This window comes from Celeribacter sp., assembly GCF_048270365.1.
Lineage (GTDB): Bacteria > Pseudomonadota > Alphaproteobacteria > Rhodobacterales > Rhodobacteraceae > Celeribacter.
The window spans coordinates 1-21,835 of the sequence record NZ_JBLWTA010000035.1 but is presented as its reverse complement, the minus strand read 5'-3'; the positions used below and the strand labels follow the sequence as shown (position 1 = coordinate 21,835).

Sequence of the window (21,835 nt, the reverse complement as noted above, 5' to 3'; positions counted from 1 at the left end):
GGATCGAGGTCGCGGGCGACGCCACCATGCGCCACGAAGGCCAGACCGTGGACCGGACTACCGCCCTCAATATGGCCCAGACTATCGTCGGCGATGCCAAGGCCCGCGTCTCTGAAAAGAACCCCCTCGTCTCGGGTAAGGTGGAATATGCGGGCCGCCCCCTTCGGGTCCAGGTCGCTGTGCCGCCCGCCATCGATCGCGGGGCTTCGATCACCATCCGCCTCTTCGCCTCGGGCAGCGTCGAAGACTACGCGCCGACCTATCTCTTCGGCAAAGCCGTCTCGCTCGACGCCCTCCGCGCCGAGAAGATGAAAAACATCGCCAGTCTCGCCGAAGACAACCTCGAGGCCGCGCTGCAGACCCTGGTCGAGGCGCGACTCAACGTCCTGATCAGCGGCGGCACCTCGACCGGCAAGACCACTTTCGCCCGCCACCTGCTGACCTACGTGGGCGAGCACGAACGGCTGATCACCATCGAAGACGCTTTTGAGCTCTTCCCCAGCCAGCCGAACAACGTCGCCCTTCTGGCCGACCGCGGTGCCGGTTCACAACGCAGCGCCAACGCCCTCCTGCAGGCCTCCCTCCGCATGCGCCCCGACCGGATTATCGTCGGCGAGTTGCGCGGTGCCGAGGCCCTGACCTATCTCGAGGCCATCAACACCGGCCATGGCGGGTCGGTCTCGACCATCCACGCGGAAACCGCGGAACTCGCCATCGACCGGCTGGCGATCATGGTGCTGCAGGCTGGCACACCGCTGACCTTCGCCGAGGTTCGGGAATACATCCGGAAATCCATCGATGTAATCGTCCAGCTCGGGCGGGCTGAGGGGAAGCGGGGGATCACGGAGTTCTATCTGCCGGGAACCGAATCACATTAACATTCATACTGACGCCCCGACCCACCGAACAATTGGCTAAGGCAGGTATTGGCGCCTCATATGAATTCAAGATGGCCCGCCGACGGATCGAATGATCTAGGGGATCATTCAACGGAGCAGGGCGCCCTAGCCGAAACGGCCAATGGCCTTTTCACAGCCGAGTTCAACAACCGCCACCGCCTCGAACCAATCGGAAACCTCCCTCCGGCGAAACTTCTATACAACTCTGGAAAATGAAACCATGGCAACATAACTCAAACTAAACAGCCTCCGACAAACTTTGTGCGATTCATGTCACAACTTCTAAACAAAGCTAGAATCACACCGCTTAAGAAATAGACGCATAACAAAGGCACGCACATTTGAGACGCGATGGTCTTCAGCGCGTTTGACGGCACTCTCGATTTCATATTTGTCCACGTTCTGATCCTGATGCTCTAATATGCTGCAATGCAGAATTAAGCCGCGGGCAAATCTCGGGTCCCAAGGAAGGCATAATCTGGTACGACGACGACAATGCTTCAACAAGCGGGTTGCCGCGAAGGGGAAAACAATGCTTTCAGCCGACCAGAATTTAATCACCGATGTGCGCGGGGTTCTCGTCGGAAATGCCGCATCCCCGACGTTGAAATCGGGCGTGACCGTTTTGACCTCTGACGCCCCTTTCACGGCCTCCGTGAGCGTGATGGGCGGTGCACCGGGGACGCGTGAGACCGACCTTTTGGCCCCCGACAAATTGGTGGACCGGGTCGATGCCTTGGTGCTGTCGGGCGGATCGGCATTCGGGTTGGAGGCCTGTGGTGGCGTCTCTGAAGCGCTGCGCCGCGAAGGGCGCGGCTTTCAGGCCGGCACGATGTCCGTGCCGATCGTGCCCGGTGCGATCCTGTTCGATTTGATGAATGGCGGCGATAAGGGCTGGAGCCAAAACCCCTATCGGGATTTGGGCGAAGCGGCCTATCGCAATGCAGCGGCAACATTCGATCTCGGGACAGCAGGCGCAGGCTACGGCGCCTTGACCGGCACGGTGAAAGGCGGGCTTGGTTCCACTTCTGTCCGGATCGGAGAGATCACGGTTGGTGCCCTCGTCGCGGTCAACCCGGTCGGGTCGGTGACGCCCGAGAACAGCCGTCATTTCTGGGCGGCGCCCTTTGAACAGAACGGCGAATTCGGCGCATTGGGCCCAGATCCCGTCGCAGGTCGAAGCGGCGCACCCTTCGGGCACAAGATTTCTCCGCTTGAGCAGAAGAATACCACCATCGCGATTGTCGCGACAGATGCGAAACTGACCAAGGCGGAATGTTATCGCCTCTCGGTGGCGGCACACGATGGGATCGCCCGCGCGATTGTTCCGGCGCATACGCCCTTTGACGGAGATCTGGTCTTTGCCGCTTCCACTGGGCATTTTGATTTGACGGAGGATCGCGCCACCGCCTTGGCGCATATCGGGGCTGTGGCCGCGACCTGTCTGGCCCGTGCCATCGCGCGTGGGGTCTACTCGGCCCAGGCGGAGGCGGGTGATCTTTTACCCACCTGGTCCGAAACCTCCGCGACGTAGCAGATCAGCCGCGCCGCCAGACAGGGTCCTCCTTGGCAAAAAACGCCGCGATCCCGTCCCTTGTTTCTTGGGTCTCCCAGCGATCCGCCAGCGCGGAGGCGGAGAATCCCGCCGCATCCACTGGGTTCACACCTGCCAGAGCCCGACAAAGTGCTTTCGCGTCGGCCACCGCACCTGGGGCACAAAGCAACAGCGCGGCGACCTCGCTTTCGACGGCGGCATCCAGCTCCGTCGAAGGGCAAGCGCCCGCCACAACGCCGGCTCGGATCAGGAAGTCGACATCGAAGGGCTTCGCGTTGAAAAACACCTGACGCGCAAAGGCCTCGCCAAGACGTCCGACCACAAAGGGGCCTATGGTGGCGGGGATCAGGCCCAGACGCGTTTCCGTCAGGGCAAAGCGGGTGGTGTCTTCGGCGATGACGATGTCGCAGACGCAGATGAGACCAAGCCCGCCGCCATAGGCCGCGCCATGCACCCGTCCGATGACGGGTTTCGGCAGGGCATTCCAAAGTCCGAGCATACGCGCCAAGGTCATGGCCTCATCCATCTTTCCCTGTCGGTCCTTCTCGGCCTGATCGCGCATCCAGCCGAGATCGCCCCCGGCACAAAAGGTTTTGCCCTCGGCTTTAAGGACGACAATACGGACGCCGTCATCCTTTGAAAGACGCTCTGCAGCGGCGGTGAGTTCCGCAATCATGACGGCGTCCATTGCATTGTGTTTCGCAGTCCGGGCCAGTGTCACCGTGGCCACCTGGCGGGTGTCGATCTCGATCCGGATCGTTTCATAGGTCATCGAATTGTCCTCAGAGAGTATCTGCCGCGATGGCGGCGACAAAAGTTTCGGCTTTCAATAGCGCGGCACGATCAATCCCGGTGTGATAGCCCAGTTGGTCGAGCCGCTCGACCAGCGCGGAGGTGGAGAGATTGCCCTTGGCCCCGGGCGCATAGGGGCATCCGCCCAGACCGCCAACGGCACTGTCGAATACACGCAATCCCAGATCGAGCGAGGCCTCGACATTGCCGAGCGCCTTATCCCCGGTGTCATGATAATGCCCGGCAAGCGCCTGTGCCGGGACAGACGTTAGAACACATTCGAGCATGCGCGAAATCGCGTCAGGGGTCCCTGCCCCAATCGTGTCGCCGAGGGAGATTTCGTAACATCCCATATCCTTGAGCGCCTGTGCCACATCGCGCACGGCCCTTGGGTCCACCTCGCCATCATAGGGGCAGGCCACGACACAGGACACGTAGCCGCGCACGGGGATTCCCGCCCTCGCGGCGGCCTCCATCAGCGGTTCGAATCGCGTCAGGCTTTCCGCAATCGAGCAATTTATGTTCTTTTGGCTGAAGCCTTCGGAGGCGGAGGCAAAAACGGCGACCTCGTCGGCCCCCACCTCCAGAGCGCGTTCAAAGCCTTTCAGGTTCGGCGTCAGAACGGCGTAATCTGTGCCCTCGCAACGGGTGATCCCGGCCATGACGTCAGAGGCATCCGCAAGCTGCGGCACCCATTTCGGAGAGACGAAACTCGTGGCTTCGATCTTTTCGAACCTGGCGTCCGAGAGCAGATTGATCAGCTCGATCTTCTGTCGAGCGGGAATGAGACGGTTTTCGTTTTGAAGCCCGTCGCGAGGGCCGACCTCGTAAATGCGGACGTGTTCCGTCATGCGGCAACCTCTTCCTCAAGCGTTACAAGGACGGCCCCCCCTTCGACGGTCTGCCCCGCAGCACAGAGCACGGTTGCGATGCGTCCGGCCCGCGGCGCGATCAAAGAGGTCTCCATCTTCATCGCTTCCATCACACCGAGCTTCATGCCCGGCTCCACAGTGTCTCCGACAGAAATATCAAGTGTCACGATTACGCCCGTCATGGGCGCCACCACGACATGACCTTCGTCGGCTGCCGTGGCGCTGCCCAGTCGCGCATCGAACAATGAGAAATCGTGGACGACCCCTCCGCTCTGGACAGAGATCAAAAGCCCGTCAGGGCGAGAAGCGTGAACAGCCCAAGCTTTGATCTGCGCATTGTGAAGACCGGTGGTGGCGCGCATGTGCCCTTTGTCGATCACGACATCGCGAAGGAACACGTCGCGCTCTCCGCCGGTCAAAGTGATGGTCCCATCCGGATACAGGATCAGGTGACGCTCAAACCTGTCGGACCCGCAGGTCAGAGCAACTGTATGGCGTGCTTCTCCCCAGAGACGCCAACCGAGACGGGGCGTGTCGGGGCGAATGCCGAGGCCCGCCAAAGCCGCAAAGGCCAGATGTTCCTCAGAGACAGGGGTCGGCACGGTCAAAGCGTCCAGTTCGCGCTCGATCAGGCCGGTGTCGAATGGCCCGTGTTGAAAATCCGTGTGCAAAGCGAGCGTGGCGAGGAATTCGGTGTTGGTTGTGGTGCCTGCAACATGGGTGTCCCGCAATGCCGCGACCAAACGGGCAAGCGCGATCTCGCGGGTGTCGCCTGTGGTAATGACCTTTGCGATCATCGGATCATAGAAGGGGCTGATCGTGTCACCGGAGCGCACGCCAGTATCATTGCGTGCCGTATCCGAAAACGAGAGGTGCTCAAGCTTACCCGTGGCGGGCAGAAAGCCGTTCGATGGATCTTCGGCATAGAGACGCGCTTCAAAGGCATGACCGGAAATCGTCAGAGCGTCTTGTGAAACCGGCAAGGGCTCCCCCGCCGCCACCCGCAATTGCCATGCGACCAGATCGACGCCGGTGATGGCCTCGGTGACCGGGTGCTCCACCTGCAAGCGCGTATTCATTTCCATGAACCAGAACCCGTCCGGGCGCAGCGGTCCCGAACCATCGACGATGAACTCGATCGTCCCTGCGCCCGCGTAGTTGATGGCTTTCGCGGCTGTAACCGCAGCTTCGGTCATCGCCGCGCGCACCGCGTCGGTCATCCCCGGCGCCGGGGCCTCTTCGATCACCTTCTGATGGCGACGCTGCAAGGAGCAATCGCGTTCGAACAGATGCACCACGTTGCCATGGGCATCGCCGAAGACCTGCACCTCGATGTGACGCGGCGAGGTGATGAATTTCTCGATCAAAACATGCGGATCGCCGAAGGACGACTGTCCTTCGCGCCAGGCCGACTCGAGCGCGTCGCGAAACTGCGCGGGATCCTCCACCTTACGCATGCCCTTGCCGCCGCCGCCGGCGCGGGCCTTGATCAGAACGGGATATCCGATCCGATCGGCCTCGGCGGCAAGAAACGCCGGGTCCTGATTTTCGCCCTGATAGCCCGGCACGACCGGAACCCCCGCCGCTTGCATCAGGTCTTTCGCCGCATCCTTGAGCCCCATGGCGCGGATCGCAGCTGCGGACGGGCCGATAAAGGTCAGACCGGCGGCCTCGACCGCCTCGACGAACTTCGGGTTCTCCGACAGGAAACCATAGCCGGGATGGATCGCTTGCGCGCCCGTCTCAAGGGCGGCAGCGATGATCCGCTCCGCCACGAGATAGCTTTCAGAGACAGGCGAAGGCCCGATGTGAACCGCCTCGTTTGCCAGTTCGACATGAAGCGCCTGGCGATCGGCATCGGAGTAGACGGCAACCGTGCGTACGCCCATCTCGCGGGCAGACTTGATGACGCGACAGGCGATCTCGCCCCGGTTCGCGATCAGAATTTTTTCGAAAGGTGCGGTCATGGTTTACATCCTGAACAGGCCGAATTTCGTGTCCTCGACGGGGGCATTGAGGGTTGCGCGCAGCGACAGGGCGATCACGTCACGGGTTTTGCGCGGGTCGATGATCCCGTCGTCCCAAAGTCGCGACGAGGCATAGAGCGGCCGCGATTGCCGGTCGAACATCTCGATGGTCGGGCGTTTGAACTCGGTCTCTTCCTCTTCGGACCAACTCCCGCCCTTGGCCTCGATGCCGGCGCGTTTGACATTCGCTAAAACGCCGGAGGCCTGTGCTCCGCCCATGACGGAGATCCGCGCATTGGGCCACATCCAGACGAACCGTGGCCCGAATGCCCGCCCGCACATGCCGTAATTGCCCGCGCCATACGAGCCGCCAATGATGACGGTAATCTTGGGGACATTGGCGGTGGAAACGGCAGTCACCAGCTTGGCTCCGTCTTTCGCAATCCCGCCCGCCTCATATTTCGAGCCGACCATGAAGCCGGTGATGTTTTGCAAAAACAGGATCGGGATTTTGCGCTGACAACACAGTTCGATGAAATGCGCGCCCTTGAGCGAGCTTTCGGAAAACAGCACACCGTTGTTGCCAAGGATGCCCACAGGCACGCCATCGATATGAGCAAACCCGGTGACCAAAGTGGTGCCATAGCGCGGTTTGAATTCCACGAAATCCGACCCGTCCACGATCCGCGCGATGATCTCGCGCACATCGAAGGGGGTTTTATCGTTGGCCGGGACGATGCCCATGATCTCCTCGGCAGGATAGAGCGGCGCCCGCGCATCTTTCAGGTCGATATTCGGGCGCGGCACCGGTCCCAGATTGGCCACGATCTCACGTGCCAGGGCCAGCGCATGTTGGTCGTCATCAGCCAGATAATCCGCCACGCCAGACAATCGCGTATGCGTATCGCCGCCACCCAGAGTTTCGGCGTCGACCTCTTCGCCCGTCGCCACTTTCACAAGCGGCGGACCGGCAAGGAAGATCGTCCCCTGTTCGCGCACGATGATTGTCTGGTCGCTCATCGAGGGCACATAGGCGCCCCCCGCCGTGCAGGACCCCATGACCACTGCGATCTGGGCGATGCCCTTGGCGCTCATCCGGGCTTGATTGTAAAAAATACGCCCGAAATGGTCGCGATCCGGGAAGACCTCGTCCTGATTGTTGAGATTGGCCCCGCCGCTGTCGACGAGATATATGCAGGGAAGGTTGTTCTCTTCCGCGATCTCCTGCGCACGCAGGTGTTTTTTCACGGTGAGAGGAAAATAGGTGCCGCCTTTCACGGTCGCGTCATTGCACAGGATCATGCAGTCGCGCCCCTCGACCCGGCCAATGCCTGCAATGGCACCCGCTGCGGGGATTTCGTCATTGTAGTGACCACTGGCCGCAAACAGCCCAACCTCGAGAAAGGGAGAGCCGGGATCAAGCAGGGCGGCAATCCGATCACGGGGCAGAAGTTTGCCGCGGGAGACGTGACGCGCTCTCGACGCCTCAGAGCCCCCCTTCATGACATGGGCAGCTTCGTCTGCGATTTCGTCGAATTGTGCCTGCATTGCGTTCCGGTTCTCTTCGAACTCGGGGGCTTCCATACTGACGTTGCTGTGCAAGATCGTCATGTCATTCTCCAGTCTTATCAGCGCACCTCTCCTGTCCGGTCGCCAAAAGGGCAACCGGCCCGGGTGGCCTTGTTTTCGTTTTTCTCAGCTCAGCATTCAGCGCAGCATCAGGCTTGGCAGCCACAAGGTGATCTGCGGAAAGAAGATGAGCAAAAGCAGAACCAGGATCTCCATGCCAAGAAAGGGCAGGATACCGCGGAAGATTTTACTGAGCGGGACGCCGGTCTGGGCCGCCGCGACATAGGCGTTGAGGCCAAGAGGTGGCGTCAGAAGGCCGATTTCCACTGTTTTTGTCACGACGATGCCAAACCAGATCGGATCGAAATCCAACGCCATGGCAGTCGGGAAGGCCAGAGGCATAGCAAGTGAGAGGATCGCGAGTTGGTCCATGAACATGCCCATGACCAGAAGTGTGAGAATCATGATCGCCATGATCGTGCCACGGGACATCTCGGTCGTCGCGACGAATTCCAGAAGCGAATGGGTGATGCGTGTAAAGGCAAGGTAGTTCGAGAATATCGCGGAACAAGCGACGATGGCGACGATCATCACGGTGGCGCGGATTGCACCCGAAACGCAGCGATTGAAGTTCATGAAACTCAGCGTGCGTTGAAAGATCACGATGATCAGCGATCCCATGACACCGAGGGCTGCAGCCTCTGATGGTGAGGCCACGCCGCCATAAATTGCCCCAATCACAAGGATCATTAGCAGGATCATGGGAAACACATGACGGCTGCTTTTCACCGCATTCTTCAGCTCGAAAGGATCGCCTTTGGGCGCCTGATCGGTGGTATGCGCGATGAGCTTGATCACGATGGCAAGCCCGGTGGCCGTCAAAAGGCCGGGGATAATGCCCGCGATGAACAGTTTGCCGATGGAGGTCTCGGTGAGCACCCCATAGACCACCAGAACGATCGAGGGCGGCACCACAACAGCGAGCGTTCCGCCAACAGAGACCACCGCAGCGGCCAGGCGCTGCGAATAGTTGTGATTGCGCATTTCCGGAAAGGCGGAAGCGGCCATCGCCGCGGTGGAGGCTGTCGAGCTGCCCACCAAGGCGGCGAGAATGACAGAGGCTCCGACAGTGGCCATGGCAAGCCCGCCTTTGAAATGTCCGATCCAGGCCTGGCAGGAAATGATCGCGCGACGCGTCACGTCTCCTGCGGTCAAGAGCTCCGCCATCAGGATGAAAAGCGGAATGGCCACAAGGATGAACGAGGCGGAGCTGTCGAAGAATGTCCGTTCCAACACAGCCAATGCGGGGCGCAGACCAAGCTGGAAAGAAAGTCCCACGAAGCCGGTGATCCCCATGGCGAATGCAATCGGCATTCGGAAGATCATGAGAAGCGCCAGAAGGACGAGTATGGCAATGAAAGTCAGCATGAAGGGAACACGAAGTCCTTGAGAGGGCAGCCGGTCGGGTGATCGACCGCCCTGATGTTTCGGGAAGATGCTGCAGGTTATTGGCTGGTGAGCGCGCGATAGGTCGCCAGAACACTCTGCGCCTTTTCACCGCCCATCCGCGTGACCCAATCATCCGTCACAGGTCCCATCGCTTCCTTGAGCCCCGCGAGTTCTGCCTCGGTGAAGCTGTAGGTATCGATGCCTTCCGCTTTCCACTGTGCGATAAGATCTTCGACACTGTCATCCTGAGCCTGGGCCACATGAATGGCGGTCTCATTGCCGAGCGTGATCATCGCCTCCTGCGTCTCGGCATCCAATGCGTCGAAAAGATCGCTGCGGACCACCATGATGAAACTGTAGCCACCGAAGGATCCGTTGGTGGAAATATGGCTGACGACTTCGTTCAGCTTATAGCCGGGTACAGAAGCCAGCGGGAACAGAACTGCATCGAGACGCCCACGTTCCACCGCCGTGTAGACCTCTGGGCCCGGGATTGAAATGCCGACGGCCCCCAAATCGCGCGCGGTCATCGCCTGTGTGGCGCCCGAAGTCCGGACATCAAGCGCGTCCCAATCGGCAGGCAAGCCAAGGCGTTCCTTGGCCAGCACCTGATAGGGCGGCAAGGTGAACCCGAAAATCGGTGTCACACCAGCGGCGAGCACCTCCTCGCGCAGCGGCCCCTCTTTCAACATCGCCTGCAACGCTTTTGTGCCTTGGACCGCGGAGCCATAGTAACCCGGCAGGCCGACGATCGAATTCAGCGGTAAGGTTTCGGCGTGATAGGACGCGCCCAAAAGTGCTGCATCCAGAATGCCGCTTTTCACAGCATCGAGCTGTGCCTTGGACTTGGCCGCTTGTTGCGACGGAAAGTGGTTAAATGCGATTTCTCCGCCCGTAGCCTCCTCGACCGCGGCCATCCATTTGACCGTGCCTTCCACCGAGACGATATGGCTGGTGGATTGGAAGTCACCGAGGCTCAGTGTTTCCGCCTGTGCCGCAAAAGCGCCGAGTGCCATTACACTTGCAAAAGCGGCAAATGCTTTCCTTGCGATAGTCATTTTCAGTCTCCTCCCTGAAAAGTTTCTATTGGGTCGTCTCAAACACTTCTTTTTGAAAAGTGTCATAGAGCAGCCGCAGAGCCAGAACGCCGCACCCCAAAGGCACAACGGCATAGGCCCACCCGAGCGGCCAGTCGATCACTCCGAATTCAACATCTCCTTGCGAGAACGCATGGAACGCGAATGTGCCGGACATATAGGTGACCGCGCCAAAGAAGGCGGCCGGAAGCAGCAGTCGCAGTTTCGCGACTGCTCTTCCCATAAGTCCGGGGAGGTGCTCGGGAACGAAGTCGAGCGCAAGATGCCCACCATCGCGGAACACCCGCGACAGGGACAAGGTGGCCAGAGCGGGCATCAGGTAGAGTTCGGTGAACTCGAACTGAAACTGCACGGGTTCATTGAAGAACAGGCGCAGAAGAATGTCCGCATTGATCAGCGCAACAACGATCACGAGACCGAGGCACCCTGCGAAATGCAGGATGTCCTCAAGTTTCTTTAAGAGTGTTCCTAACACGTTCAACCTTTCCTCCCAGTGGTTGACGTCGAAAACAATCGTCGGCGTGTCCCTCAGCGTTTGGGAAGCTCGACGACGGCGGAGCCGATGGCAGAAAGTTCCCCATCCTGCTGTTCGGCACGCTGTTCGATTTCTAACAAATGGCGCCCGTCTTCTTCGAACTTCCGCGTCACTTTCCCGCTGATCAGAATGATGTCGCCTTCTGGGTTATGGCGGCGCACCTGCGAGTTCGCTTTGCGAAGGAAACCGTCATCCCCCATCCAGTTGGTCACGTGCTGTGTCAGCCAGGAAGAGCGTTCCGGACCATAGTCATAGGCCCCCGGCGCGCCGACTTCGAGCGCGAATTCTTCTTCCCAATGCACACGTTCCGGGCAGTCGGGAATGCCAAAGCGGTTCTTGATCCCGGCCGACGGATGTTTCTGCTGAAGTTGCCAGGCGAGCTTGTTGGCACGGATGTAAAGACCGCCCCAGCCCTGCGCATAGGCGATAAAGCCAGTGGCGGTCATCGGCCCCTTGACGATCGTCGGGATTGCATCGCCCTCGTTCACATCGTCCCAATAGCGGGTTTCGGCACCCCGAATCGTCTCGTTCTCGTAATACTTGTAGTATTCGTTCAATTCGTCCTGGGTGTAGACGCGACGGCCTTTTTCCTTTGCGGCGGTGTATTTCGTGCCGTTCTCGCGTGCTTGATCGCGGTCCGTGCGGAAACACCAGCTGTCGGCATCGGCCAATAGATCGCCGGTTTTGGAGTCATAGAAATCGACGTGGTAGATCTGCTGGATCGCTTTGCCGGCAAAACGGGTGTCGTGCTCAATCAGATCCTTCAGATAGGCCTCGGTGCGAAACTCGGTGTTGCGCGGGATGGTCTTGTGCCAGTTCCAGTTGGCGCCCGACCACATCGCGTGTACCCCCGGCAGACCGCCGACATAGCCGGAGATGATCCGGCTGGTGGAAAACAGAAAGCTTGGAAGCGCGATCACATCGCCGTATTTCGTCGTCTTGGCATACTCAGGATCGCACCACAGCGGGTTGTCGTCGCCGATGCCATGCGCGTAGTGACGGATGTTGTCGCGGGTCGCTTCATAGCACCACGGCTCAACCGTTTTCTCGATCTTGACGCCAATCCGCTTGCGCAGATCGTCGAGGCCTTCTTCCGTGATTTTCGGAAACTTCCGGGTCATATCGTTCATCTTATTCCTCCTTGAAAGATGATTGCGCTCTGCCGTCATTCGGCAGAGGCAAGTTTGGCGGCCTGCTGGTCACGCAGGATTTTGCGGTTCACCTTGCCCGCCGGGGTTTTCGGCAGCTCGGTGACAAATTCGATTTGGCGGGGGTATTCGTGACGCGCGAGCTTGGCGCGCACATGGTCCTGAATGCTCTCTTTGAGACCTTCGCACTCTTCCGTTTTCAGAATGATATAGGCTTTGACGACGAGGCCTCGCACGCTATCGGGGGCGCCGATCACACCGCATTCGGCCACCGCCGGATGGCTCAGTATCGCGTCTTCGACTTCGACGGCACCAATGGTCCAGCCTGCAGAAATGATGACATCGTCGGCACGCCCGCCGTGGTAAAAATAGCCATCCCCGTCGACACGGCCCAGATCCTTGGTCGGAAACCATTTCCCCGCCTTTTTAACCATCAGCTCCCCAGTCTCGCCGGGATCGCACCGCGAACCGTCATCGCGTTGGACCTCGACCTCGACACCGGGAACGGCCTTGCCCATGGCACCGTCGCGCACCTCAAGATCGTTGGCGCCAGGGTAATTCGCGATGATCACACCGATTTCGGTGGTGCCGTACATGGAGCGGACCTTGGTACCGAACAACTGCTCGACATAGGTGGCGGTCTCACTGTCAATCGGTTCACCCGTAAAAGAGAGCTTTTCGAAACAGGAAGAATAGTTCTCTGCAGCGCCAGAGTTTCGCATCATTCTGTAATGCGTCGCCGCCGCAGTGAGGTTTGTGATTTTGAAATCACTCAACGCTCTCAAAAGGCGCTCCGGGTCGAACTTGCCCGAGAAGGTGCCTGTCGAGACACCCATCGCCAAAGGAGCGAGAGTTCCATGCCAAAGACCGTGCCCCCATGCCGGGGATGACGGACAGAAGAAGCGGTCTCCCGGACGAATGCCCGTCGCATATAGGGCTGCGACCATGAGCGTGACAATCGAACGGTGATTGTGGTGCACAGCCGCAGGTAGGGCGCGGGTCGTGCCGGACGTGTATTGCAACACCGCCAAGTCGCTGCCGCTTGTGTCCCAATCGAAGGTTTCGGGGAGATCGGCCAGGCTGTCAAGGAAGGCCTGATCGACGACGATGACGTTTTTCGCCCCGCCTTCTTCGGCCTCGGGACCTTTCTCGGCATTGGTGAAAAACAGTTCTGGCTTGCAATCGCCGACGCGAAGTTTGATCCCATCTGGCCCAAACAAGGTGAACATCGGGACGGCAACTGCGCCTGCCTTCATCGCACCGAAGATCGCGCAGTAGAACGGGAGTGACGGTTCGATCATCACCGCAACACGATCCCCCTTTACGATCCCCTGCGCTTTCAGGAAATGCGCGATTTGCGATGACCTGCGGGAAATCTCTGCGAAGGAAATGATCTCGTCCCGCCCATCAGCATGAGCAATCCGAAGCGCCACGTTGTCGCCATCCACATGCCGGTCGATACATTCATGCGCAATGTTGAACCGCTCACGCGTGCCGTCAAACAGATCCCACAAGGCCTCTTTCGTGTAGTGCATCTGAGCATCCGCATAGGACGTGTACTCGGTCAATCGGACCATCTTCTTCTTCCTCCCATTCCAGCCGTCTTCCCCGTTTCCAGGGCGTCGTGCTCGTTGACATCAACGGTAAGGGGGTGAATATATTATTGTCAATACGCTATAATTGTTGTATATAGACAATGATTTTGAAGCGTAAGCAGAGGGCAAAATGGTCAAAAAAGACGACACTCAGACGACGAAACGACAGGTGCCTGCGGTCACCCGCGCCCTTGCTATCATGAGGTTTTTAGCCCGCTCGAACGATCCGGTGGGGGTCAATCCGATGGCCCGTGAGCTGGGCTTGGTGCCGAGCACCTGCCTGCACATTCTGCGCGTGCTGCAGGATGAGGGCATGGTGGAATTTGATTCGAAGACGAAGCGATACTCCATCGGAATCGGCATCCTGCCGCTGGCGCGTTCGGCGCTACAAAAGAACACCTTCTCCGTGATGATCCAACCAAGGCTCTCTGAATTGTCGTCTCGTTTCGGTGTGACGGCCATTGCGACGCAGCTTGCCGAACCGGCCCAGATGGTGGTCGTCGCGCTCTCGCAATCCTCTTTGCCATTCCGGCTTCAGGTCGATCTGGGCTCACGTTTCCCACTTTTGATTTCCGCAACGGGCCGTCTCTTTGCCGCGTTCAACACTCTGAACGAAACCAAGTTGAAGGCAGAGTTTTCTAAATTGGTCTGGGATCATCCGCCTTCCTTCGAGGAGTGGCTCATCGAAGTCGATGAGGCCCGAAGCCGCGGATACGCCGTAGATACCGGCACCTACATTTCCGGCGTCACGGTTGTGGCCGTGCCCATTTTCAACGAACGCAACGAGATGATCCGTTCGCTCGTCGGCATCGGCATCTCCGAGCGGCTGAACGCGGGCGAAATTCCGAAACTCGCGGCGGCGCTTATGGAGGTGCGCGACGCGATCGAAACCATCCAAATTACAACAGGGAGTTAGAGGAAAGCGCAAATGAGGGAGGAAATCATATGGAAGCCACTGAAAGCTGGCGGGTTGATGGATAAAATCGGGCCCGTGATGTCGGCGCGAGATGAAGAGGGAGGTTTTGTCTACGCGCTGGAAACCACGGCGGAGCACAGCAATGCCTTGGGTCTGGTTCATGGAGGGGTCATCACATCCCTTTTGGATCAGGCCATCGCCTTGGTCGCATGGGTTGCTGCGGACAGGGCGCCTTGCGTCACGGTTCAATTGGATACGCGTTTCGTCAGCGCCGCAAAACCCGGGGCGCGTTTGGACGCGCGTGCGACGGTTCGAGAAACCTCGGGCTCCATGATGTTCCTCGACGCCGAGGTGCTCGACGGGGCGCGGGTCATCGCCCTTGCCACCGCTGTCATGAAAATTTCCCGCAAGGTGACCTGAGATGACCAAACCACATGACACGACCTATCGCGGTCCCCTCGCAGGGATCAAAGTTCTCGATTTCTCGCGCATTCTCTCCGGCCCCTACGCGAGTATGGTCCTCGCCGATCTGGGGGCAGACATCATCAAGGTGGAGCCCATTGAGAAAGGCGATGAAACGCGAAACTTCCCGCCTTTCATAGGCGGCATGAGCCATTATTACATCGCGCTTAATCGCTGCAAAAAGAGTATCGCACTTGATCTGAAATCTCCCGAAGGCGCTCAAATCGCAAGAGAGCTCGCCGCACAGAGCGACATCGTGATCGAAAACTTTCGGCCCGGCGTAATGGACCGACTTGGTCTCGGCTACGATGCTCTGAAAGCGGACAACAAAGGGCTGATCTATTGCTCCATCACCGGGTTCGGCAAAGACAGCCCCCATGGTGACAAACCCGCGTTTGACATCGTGGCGCAAGCGCTCTCAGGCGTCATGAGTGTTAATTGCGAACCAGGACAGGCCCCGAACAAGCTGGGCATCCCGATGGGAGATATGGCGGGCAGCATCTTCTCTCTGTTCGGCGTGCTTGCTGCGCTCCATGAGCGCAATGTGACAGGACACGGTCGTCATGTCGAAATCGCAATGCTCGACAGCCTGATCGCGTTGCAGGGCTATCTGTCGCAAATCTATTTCGTCACTGGCGAAAGCCCGAAGCCCGTCGGCACACAACACCCCAGTATCGTGCCTTACGGATCGTTTCCGACCGCAGACGGCCATGTGATCGTGGCCTGCTTGACAGAGCGTTTCTGGCACAATTTCGCACGCTGCCTGGGGCGGGAGAATCTGATCGAAGATCCGCGCTTTGCCCTTTATGAGGCACGGCTCGCCAACCGCAATGAACTTGAACCCCTCATCCATGAGAGAATGACCCAAGACACCACAGCGTATTGGCTGGAGCGTTTGACAGACTTCGACGTTCCCAATGCTCCCATTCTCTCGATCGGCGATGCGCTGTCGCAGGAGCATGTCGCAGCACATGGATTGATCGAGGAAGTCTCCCACCCGGAGATCGGCACCATGAAAGTCGTGCGCGGGCCGATCCGGTTCGATGGAAGAGGGCCCGGCCCGGCCACAGCGCCGGCACTTTTGGGCGAAAACACCCATGAAGTTCTCCATGATGCACTGGGATATTCCGAGGAAAAGGTCGATCAATTGTGTCGTCGCTCAGTCATTGGCGGTCGAACCGCAGTGAAAGATCCTATTTAGACATCAAGGAACTATGAAAAGGCGACGGATCGCCTTTTCGCTCCAATCTGTGAAGCCTGCCTCGCTAAATACTGTTTTTCAGTGGCAAGATGGATGTCTTTGACAACCTTCTCGCCATGGCTCTAATTGGTTGCGGATCTTTATCTTATAAAATCGCCTAGGCTGAGCCATCGCTGCTGACGTCACACACGCCCAGTCCACGGCTGCGTTCAGAAGTTTGAGCGAGAGGCCCGTGCGCCTCAACCGTTTGTCGATGAAGAAACAGGAAACGGACCAGACATCCAATTCATCCACGAGTTTGAGCACTCGCGACGAGGCGAGACGCGGTAACGCCGATCTCCGATCCAGCCAATGACGTCTGCGCCTGCCCTAGCGACAAAGCCGGGGATCCCGCTCTGGTCGAACAGTGCCTTCATCGCCAGCCGGTTTCCTTCGCTTTTCCCGCCTCCATCTCCTTGGCTGTACGCCGCCACAACATGCACCAGCCGCAATGTCGCGCGTGTCGATCATGCCCATTCTTCCAGTCCCCATAGCGAAGGAGAACCGCCCCTGTTCTTTGATGGACTCTGCGCCGATCAACATATTCTGCATGAACAGATTGGGGCGGAGGAAAACGTAGCGCATGCCGCTTCGCGCGATTTCTGCCTCGGTCCGCCCATGGGCACGGGTGTTATTGGTTGGCCCGCCTGGGTCTGCCTTGATCGCTGAGATATCCGAACGGCTGCTGGATTTTGTCGATGATGGCGTGGACCTCTCGTTTCGCGTTGCTCCCCCCGAACAGCCCAATCTGGTGACCAGGACTTTGCTCAGGTACCGGCATCGGTTGCTTGCTGCGCCAGGATATGTCGCCGCCAATCCGTTGCCCCGCGCGGCTGCGGAGCTGAAAGATCACAAGACCATAGGTTTCGGCTTCCATTCATCGTACGAGGTGAACTGGTCGCTCTCCAGACAGGGGCGGACGGATGAGATCCGCTTTGAGCCCCACCTAACGATTAATGATTACGATGCGATCAGAGCAGCGGTGCTGGCAGGCCATGGCATTGGAGAATTGCCTGAGCCACTGTGCCGCGACGCATTGCTGACGGGACAACTCGTCGAGGTTTTGCCAGAGTGGTCTTTTCCAGAGATCAAGCTGTTCGCGGTTCATGCAGGAAACGCGTCTCTTTCTAAACTGGCACGGTTGTTTCTGGATACAGTGATTGCGAGACTTAAGCGTTAAACGGAATACAACGGAATACAAAGACACGCCGTGCTGCGCTTCACTCCGCAGAGCAGACATAAGCTTTAGGGTTTGTTGACGTTCAGGATGCCTATTATCGTTGAGTTCTGTTTCAAGGTTGCAAACAGAGGAGAGCAACCTTGACCCGTTTCGTTTTGAGTGACGCCCAACGGGCGATCATCGAACCGTATGACCTTGGAAAAACGACTGATCCGGGTCAAACAAGTCGAGGCTCGCACCTTTTCATGGAACCTGTCCCCTGGATCGTGCGCACGGGTGCGCGGTGGCGTGACTTGCCCGGCGATTTCGGGAACTGGAACTCAGTCCTTAAGCGGTTCCGTCGTTGGGTGAAGGTCGATGCTTTCTATCGTATATTCAAGGCGCTGGCTGCCAGATCCTACTTCGAATCCGCGATGATCTATGGTTCCATTGTCAAAGTCCACCGCGCCGACTTCTGCCTGCTGCCGGGGCAGGCCCATGAGCTGCGTGGTGTGCCAGACCTGTTGGAGGGTCTGGAGGCAGACCACATGCTAGCCGACCGCGCGTTCAATGCGGATTGGCTCTGCGAGGCCCTTTCAAGAAACGATATCGCGCCTGTCATTCCACCGAGTAAGAACCATAAACACCCTACCGGCTACGACAAAGAGATGTATAAATGGTGGCATCTAGTGGAGAATTTCTTCCAGAAGATCAAGAATTACAGAGGCATCGCAACACGCTACTGCAAGACGGACACCAGCTCCAAAGCCATTATTGCAGTCGCGGCCACAGTCTTGTGGCTCAAGTAAACGTCAACAGATCCTAGTCAACCGCGCTCACCCACCCAATAACTCCTCGATGAAATCCTCCTGCCGGTCGAGCGCCGCCTCCCATTCCTTCGGTACTGCCGCTTCCCGCTCGAGCGTCTCGGGCTCAGGCTGCCCGCGTCCTGGCTCCATCGTCCTCACGCTCATCGCCCGCGCTTCGCGGCGTTGCGAACGGTCCCGGACCGGCGCGCGTTCGGCTGGTTTCGCCTGATCGTCTGAGAGGGCTGCGTCACCATCCACGCTACCCCAAGGCCCCACGCCCTGCACGCTCGGCGGATAGGGGAATGGCTTGCCCTCCTGGCGGGCCAGCATCTCCTTGAAGAACGGATCGTCGTAATACTTGATCCGGCTCGCCTTGATCGGATGCTGGGGCGAAGCGAGAATTATGACCTCGTCGGGATCCATGAGGCGCGCTTCGGTCTCGGAAAGCAGCGGCCGTTCTTCCAGCCGCGCTGATGTCGAGGTCGCGCCAAGGAACCCCTTGTTGCGGCCATACATCCGGGTGACCGCCTCGCGGGTGGTGCTGCCGACGGCGGCGGAAACTTCCTTCACGGTGCGCTGATCACGCGGGGTGATGTAGAGCTTGAGCCCTGCCCCGTTCTCGAGGCTTTCGCGGCCCTCTGGCCCATAGATCCGGTCGAGCGAGGCCAGCGACTGCGCGATCATCGCGACGCGGCCACCGTAGCTTGCCAGCGAATGGATCGCGCGCTCAAGATAGGGCATGGCCCCCATCTGCTGGAATTCGTCGATCATCATCATGACCGGCCAGGGCTCGTCCGGACCGGGTTCGTTCAGCCGGATCGAGGCGATGAGATCGGCAAACATTAGGCGCAGGAGCGGCGCCAATGTCGCGATGTGATCCTCAGACACAGCGATGTAGAGCGACTGCGGTGTCTTCCTGAACGTCGAGAAATCGAAGTCACTCGCCTCGGTGGCCGATCGCACCGCCGGATTGTCCCACTGCTTGAGACCGGCGGTCATCAGCGCCTGGATGTTCGAGGTCAGCAGCCGCGATGAGGCCGAGGCGGCGTTGGTCCAGAGCTCGCGCAGGATGTCTTCCTCGGCTTCGTCTGCATAGGTCTTGTACTGGGCGTTCTTGTATTCACCCCCGGCGACGATCTGGTTCACCGCGCCAAGGTTCGGCGTGCCGCGCTGGATCGCCAGCAGACATGCCGCGACGAAGATCGACTTGCCGGCCTCGGAGAAAGTGTCGAGCGTCTTGTTGTCCTTGTCGAGGAAGAGGTCGGCCAGGATCGAGACTTCGGTGAAGCGCTGCGCGAATGTCGGGGCCTTGGCGATCCGCGACAGCGGGTTGTAGCGGTGTGTAGCATTGGACCAGTCGAAAGGGCTGAATCTATAGACCTCGTCGCCGTTCACCGCCCGCAGCCGTGCAGTCTTCTCGAAGTTCTCGCCCTTCACGTCGAGGACCACGACCGAGCCCGCGAAACTCAGAAGGTTCGGGATCACGAAGCCGACGCCCTTACCGGCGCGTGTCGGCGCCACCATCATCACATGCGGGATCGTGGTCGAGGAGATGAACTCCGCCTTCGCGGTCGGCGCGCCGAGTTTTCCGCAGATAAAGCCCTTGCCCGGCGCCTGCAGCATGTCGTTCTTCTTCAGCTCCGCCTTGGTCTGCCAGTGGGCCGAGCCGTAATCATCGCGCTCCTTCTTCCAGGTCCAGGCCAGCGCCAAGGCACCGAGGCCAATCGCCCCGAAGCCGACGGCGCCGAACCCTACCTTGAAGGCTTGCGCGTGCGCCGCGCGGGTGCCGGCGCTCGCCTTCCAGAGCGCCAGCATGTCGAAGCTCTGAAACCCGGTTTTCAGGGCCAGGGTCAGATAGAAGGCGGCAACGATAGTGCCGATGACGGCGCCACAGATCACTCCGAAGAGTAGCGCGGCCCAGAGGGGAAGTGTCTTGGTCATGGTGGTCAACCCCTTTAGAATTCCATCTCGTCATCGAGACCGCGGTCGCGGCCAAGGTCGCGCCCCATTTCCTGCGCCTCCTGCTGGCCGCGCAGCCGCGCGACCTCGGTCGCCTTGTCCTGCTGCAACCCGGCGGCGCGGTCGGTGAAGACCTGATCGCCCGTTTCCTCGAAGGTCATCTCGAGGAACTCCTGCGTGACGGTGATTTGATCGAGCTTGCTGGGCAGGGCCGCATCCAGCACCTCGTAGTTGCCGCGCCGAAGTTCGGCCAAGCCTTCCTCGCCCAATTCCTTGAAGAGCTCGGATTGCAGGGTCCGCTCGACCGTCTCTTCCTGTGCCTCGGTGAGCTTGCCGTCACGCAGCATGTCGGCGAGGTCCTGCAGGTAGGGATTGGGCGTCCGGTCATCCTCGTCGATAAGGGGCAATGTCGCCTCCTCCTCGTCCGCGAGGGTCCGACCGATTTCGACGCCCAGTTCTTTCGCCCGCTCCATCAGCGCGTCCATCACACCGTCGACCTTTTCGAGCGCGGCATCGAGCTGCTCGTCAGTGGCGGTCTCCACGCTCAGGCCGTCCATGGCCAACACCGCGTTCATGTCCCGCTCGACCCAGTCCTGCGCCATGCCGTAGTTCCGCGTGCCGCCCGCAGCGATGCGTGCCACCAGTTCCTCGCTGTCCATCCCGGCCTCTTCGGCGCGTTCCAGCATGTCGCGCAGCCCCTCGTCATTGCCGGACTGCAGCGCGGCGATCAGCACCTCGCTGCCCGCCCCCGGCGGATAGGGTTCCTCGAGCTGCTTGCCGAAACGCGCGCGCAGTTCCGGGTCCGGCACCATCTGCGACAGGTCAGCGATGATCGGCGCGGCCTTGGCCTCGAAGGCGGCGCGCTCGGACGGGTCCAGTTCCTCGGCCTTGAGTCTCAGCGCCTCGATCGTGCGCTCGGAATAGTCGATCGCGTCACCGACGGTCTTGATGTCCTTCATGTCTATCTCTCCTTCGGTGAAGTTCCACGGCGTGCCGGATCCAAGCCCGTCCGCCATGCCGCGTACGGCGCGCGCCATGTGACGCTGGTCCATCCGGTCCAGCAGATCGGCGAGGTTCTTGTAGTCCTTGGCGAAGCCCACCACCTGCGCCTGGGCGATGGCGGATTCCTGGGCCGTCATGACGATCTCGCGCGGCAGGCGGGCCTCTTCCTTGGCGCGGTAGATCTCCTCGATCCCGGCGGGCTTCTCGAAGATGCCGCGCTCGAGCCGGGTGGTGGCATCGAGGACAACACCATAGCCTTCCGCGATCTCGGCCTGCTTCTCGCGCATGAGCTGCGGCGACATCACGCCCTCGGTCCAGCAGGAGAACCAGGTCCCGTTTTCGACGCCGCGATTGTTCAGGATGATGTGCGCGTGCTTGTGCGCCCGGTCGTCATGAACCGCGAGGACATAGTCCCACTGATCGCCGTATTCGCCGCTCTCGAAGAAATGCTCCGTCCAGTCCATCGCGATGTTGCGCACCTGGTCGACCGTCACGTCGGTCGGGAAGGACAGCAGCATGTGCGAGGTGAAACCGAGCTTAGTCGAGCCGCGCCAGGTCCCGGCCCAATCCTCGATGATGTCCTCTTTCTGATCCTCAGAAAGCACCGCCGCATCGGTCAGGGCATTGGTCATCGTCGAGTAGGTGTAGACCGCCTTGTCGTTGATGTAGGAGAGCTGCGCCCCGAGGCTTCCTCTCGTCTTGCAGCCTCCCGCCCGTATCCGTTTGAAGACCGCCGCACGGCTTTGCCCCGAGGCCGCCTTCAGCGCGTTGCGCGCCGACATGGATCCGACGCGCGCAAAGCTCCGCCCC

Annotated in this window: 18 protein-coding genes; 7 read left to right on the top strand and 11 right to left on the bottom strand. The window is 59.6% G+C overall.

The features are described from left to right. The first annotated feature begins 2 nt into the window (after window positions 1–2). Together ACN0X0_RS21080 and ACN0X0_RS21075 are read left to right on the top strand one after the other, a co-directional pair. A complete protein-coding gene (locus ACN0X0_RS21080; protein WP_417280836.1) occupies window positions 3–878 on the top strand; it encodes an ATPase, T2SS/T4P/T4SS family in 876 nt (291 codons plus the stop codon). Window positions 879–1,431: 553 nt separating this feature from the next. Beyond that, entirely contained in the window at window positions 1,432–2,433 is a 1,002-nt protein-coding gene (locus tag ACN0X0_RS21075) for a P1 family peptidase (protein WP_417280835.1), read from the top strand. Window positions 2,434–2,437: 4 nt separating this feature from the next. Here the strand turns inward: ACN0X0_RS21075 and ACN0X0_RS21070 are convergent, their stop codons facing one another. The 9 genes from ACN0X0_RS21070 to ACN0X0_RS21030 form a co-directional block, all read right to left on the bottom strand. After that, window positions 2,438–3,226 (bottom strand): crotonase/enoyl-CoA hydratase family protein, encoded by a 789-nt coding sequence (locus tag ACN0X0_RS21070; protein WP_417280834.1) that lies wholly within the window; start codon window positions 3,224–3,226, stop codon window positions 2,438–2,440. Between the two features lie 10 nt (window positions 3,227–3,236). Then, window positions 3,237–4,097, bottom strand: a complete 861-nt coding sequence (locus ACN0X0_RS21065) for a hydroxymethylglutaryl-CoA lyase (protein ID WP_417280833.1) — start codon at window positions 4,095–4,097, stop codon at window positions 3,237–3,239. After that, window positions 4,094–6,085 carry an acetyl/propionyl/methylcrotonyl-CoA carboxylase subunit alpha gene (locus tag ACN0X0_RS21060; protein WP_417280832.1) on the bottom strand — a complete coding sequence of 664 codons (1,992 nt, stop codon included), beginning with the start codon at window positions 6,083–6,085 and terminating at the stop codon, window positions 4,094–4,096. Before ACN0X0_RS21060 ends, ACN0X0_RS21065 begins: the two co-directional genes overlap by 4 nt. A 3-nt stretch (window positions 6,086–6,088) precedes the next feature. After that, window positions 6,089–7,696: a carboxyl transferase domain-containing protein gene (locus tag ACN0X0_RS21055; protein ID WP_417280831.1), complete on the bottom strand. Its 1,608-nt coding sequence runs from the start codon at window positions 7,694–7,696 to the stop codon at window positions 6,089–6,091. Between the two features lie 96 nt (window positions 7,697–7,792). Continuing rightward, complete coding sequence (locus ACN0X0_RS21050; protein WP_417280830.1) at window positions 7,793–9,082, bottom strand: TRAP transporter large permease; 1,290 nt, start codon at window positions 9,080–9,082, stop codon at window positions 7,793–7,795. A gap of 77 nt (window positions 9,083–9,159) precedes the next feature. Next, on the bottom strand, window positions 9,160–10,161 hold the full coding sequence (gene dctP / locus ACN0X0_RS21045) for a TRAP transporter substrate-binding protein DctP (protein ID WP_417280829.1): 1,002 nt from the start codon (window positions 10,159–10,161) through the stop codon (window positions 9,160–9,162). Between the two features lie 25 nt (window positions 10,162–10,186). Further along, window positions 10,187–10,675 (bottom strand): TRAP transporter small permease, encoded by a 489-nt coding sequence (locus ACN0X0_RS21040; RefSeq protein WP_417280828.1) that lies wholly within the window; start codon window positions 10,673–10,675, stop codon window positions 10,187–10,189. 53 nt (window positions 10,676–10,728) lie between these two features. Next, a complete protein-coding gene (locus tag ACN0X0_RS21035) occupies window positions 10,729–11,865 on the bottom strand; it encodes an FAS1-like dehydratase domain-containing protein (protein WP_417280827.1) in 1,137 nt (378 codons plus the stop codon). Window positions 11,866–11,900: 35 nt separating this feature from the next. Beyond that, on the bottom strand, window positions 11,901–13,460 hold the full coding sequence (locus ACN0X0_RS21030; RefSeq protein ID WP_417280826.1) for an acyl-CoA synthetase: 1,560 nt from the start codon (window positions 13,458–13,460) through the stop codon (window positions 11,901–11,903). A 148-nt stretch (window positions 13,461–13,608) separates the two neighbouring features. Here ACN0X0_RS21030 and ACN0X0_RS21025 point away from each other — a divergent pair, with 148 nt between their 5' ends. The 5 genes from ACN0X0_RS21025 (at window position 13,609) to ACN0X0_RS21005 (ending at window position 18,064) form a co-directional block, all read left to right on the top strand. Further along, on the top strand, window positions 13,609–14,394 hold the full coding sequence (locus ACN0X0_RS21025; protein ID WP_417280825.1) for an IclR family transcriptional regulator: 786 nt from the start codon (window positions 13,609–13,611) through the stop codon (window positions 14,392–14,394). Between the two features lie 57 nt (window positions 14,395–14,451). Next, window positions 14,452–14,814 carry a PaaI family thioesterase gene (locus ACN0X0_RS21020; RefSeq protein WP_417280824.1) on the top strand — a complete coding sequence of 121 codons (363 nt, stop codon included), beginning with the start codon at window positions 14,452–14,454 and terminating at the stop codon, window positions 14,812–14,814. Window position 14,815: 1 nt separating this feature from the next. Then, window positions 14,816–16,057 carry a CaiB/BaiF CoA transferase family protein gene (locus tag ACN0X0_RS21015; RefSeq protein WP_417280823.1) on the top strand — a complete coding sequence of 414 codons (1,242 nt, stop codon included), beginning with the start codon at window positions 14,816–14,818 and terminating at the stop codon, window positions 16,055–16,057. A gap of 622 nt (window positions 16,058–16,679) precedes the next feature. Then, window positions 16,680–17,276 carry a substrate binding domain-containing protein gene (locus tag ACN0X0_RS21010; RefSeq protein ID WP_417280822.1) on the top strand — a complete coding sequence of 199 codons (597 nt, stop codon included), beginning with the start codon at window positions 16,680–16,682 and terminating at the stop codon, window positions 17,274–17,276. Window positions 17,277–17,383: 107 nt separating this feature from the next. Then, window positions 17,384–18,064, top strand: a complete 681-nt coding sequence (locus ACN0X0_RS21005; RefSeq protein WP_417280837.1) for a transposase — start codon at window positions 17,384–17,386, stop codon at window positions 18,062–18,064. 27 nt (window positions 18,065–18,091) lie between these two features. Here ACN0X0_RS21005 and ACN0X0_RS21000 read toward each other — a convergent pair whose 3' ends face one another. Together ACN0X0_RS21000 and ACN0X0_RS20995 are read right to left on the bottom strand one after the other, a co-directional pair. Next, window positions 18,092–20,005: a type IV secretory system conjugative DNA transfer family protein gene (locus ACN0X0_RS21000; RefSeq protein WP_417280821.1), complete on the bottom strand. Its 1,914-nt coding sequence runs from the start codon at window positions 20,003–20,005 to the stop codon at window positions 18,092–18,094. 14 nt (window positions 20,006–20,019) lie between these two features. Next, window positions 20,020–21,835: relaxase/mobilization nuclease domain-containing protein (locus tag ACN0X0_RS20995; RefSeq protein WP_417280820.1), on the bottom strand; the 1,816-nt coding region annotated here is incomplete at its 5' end.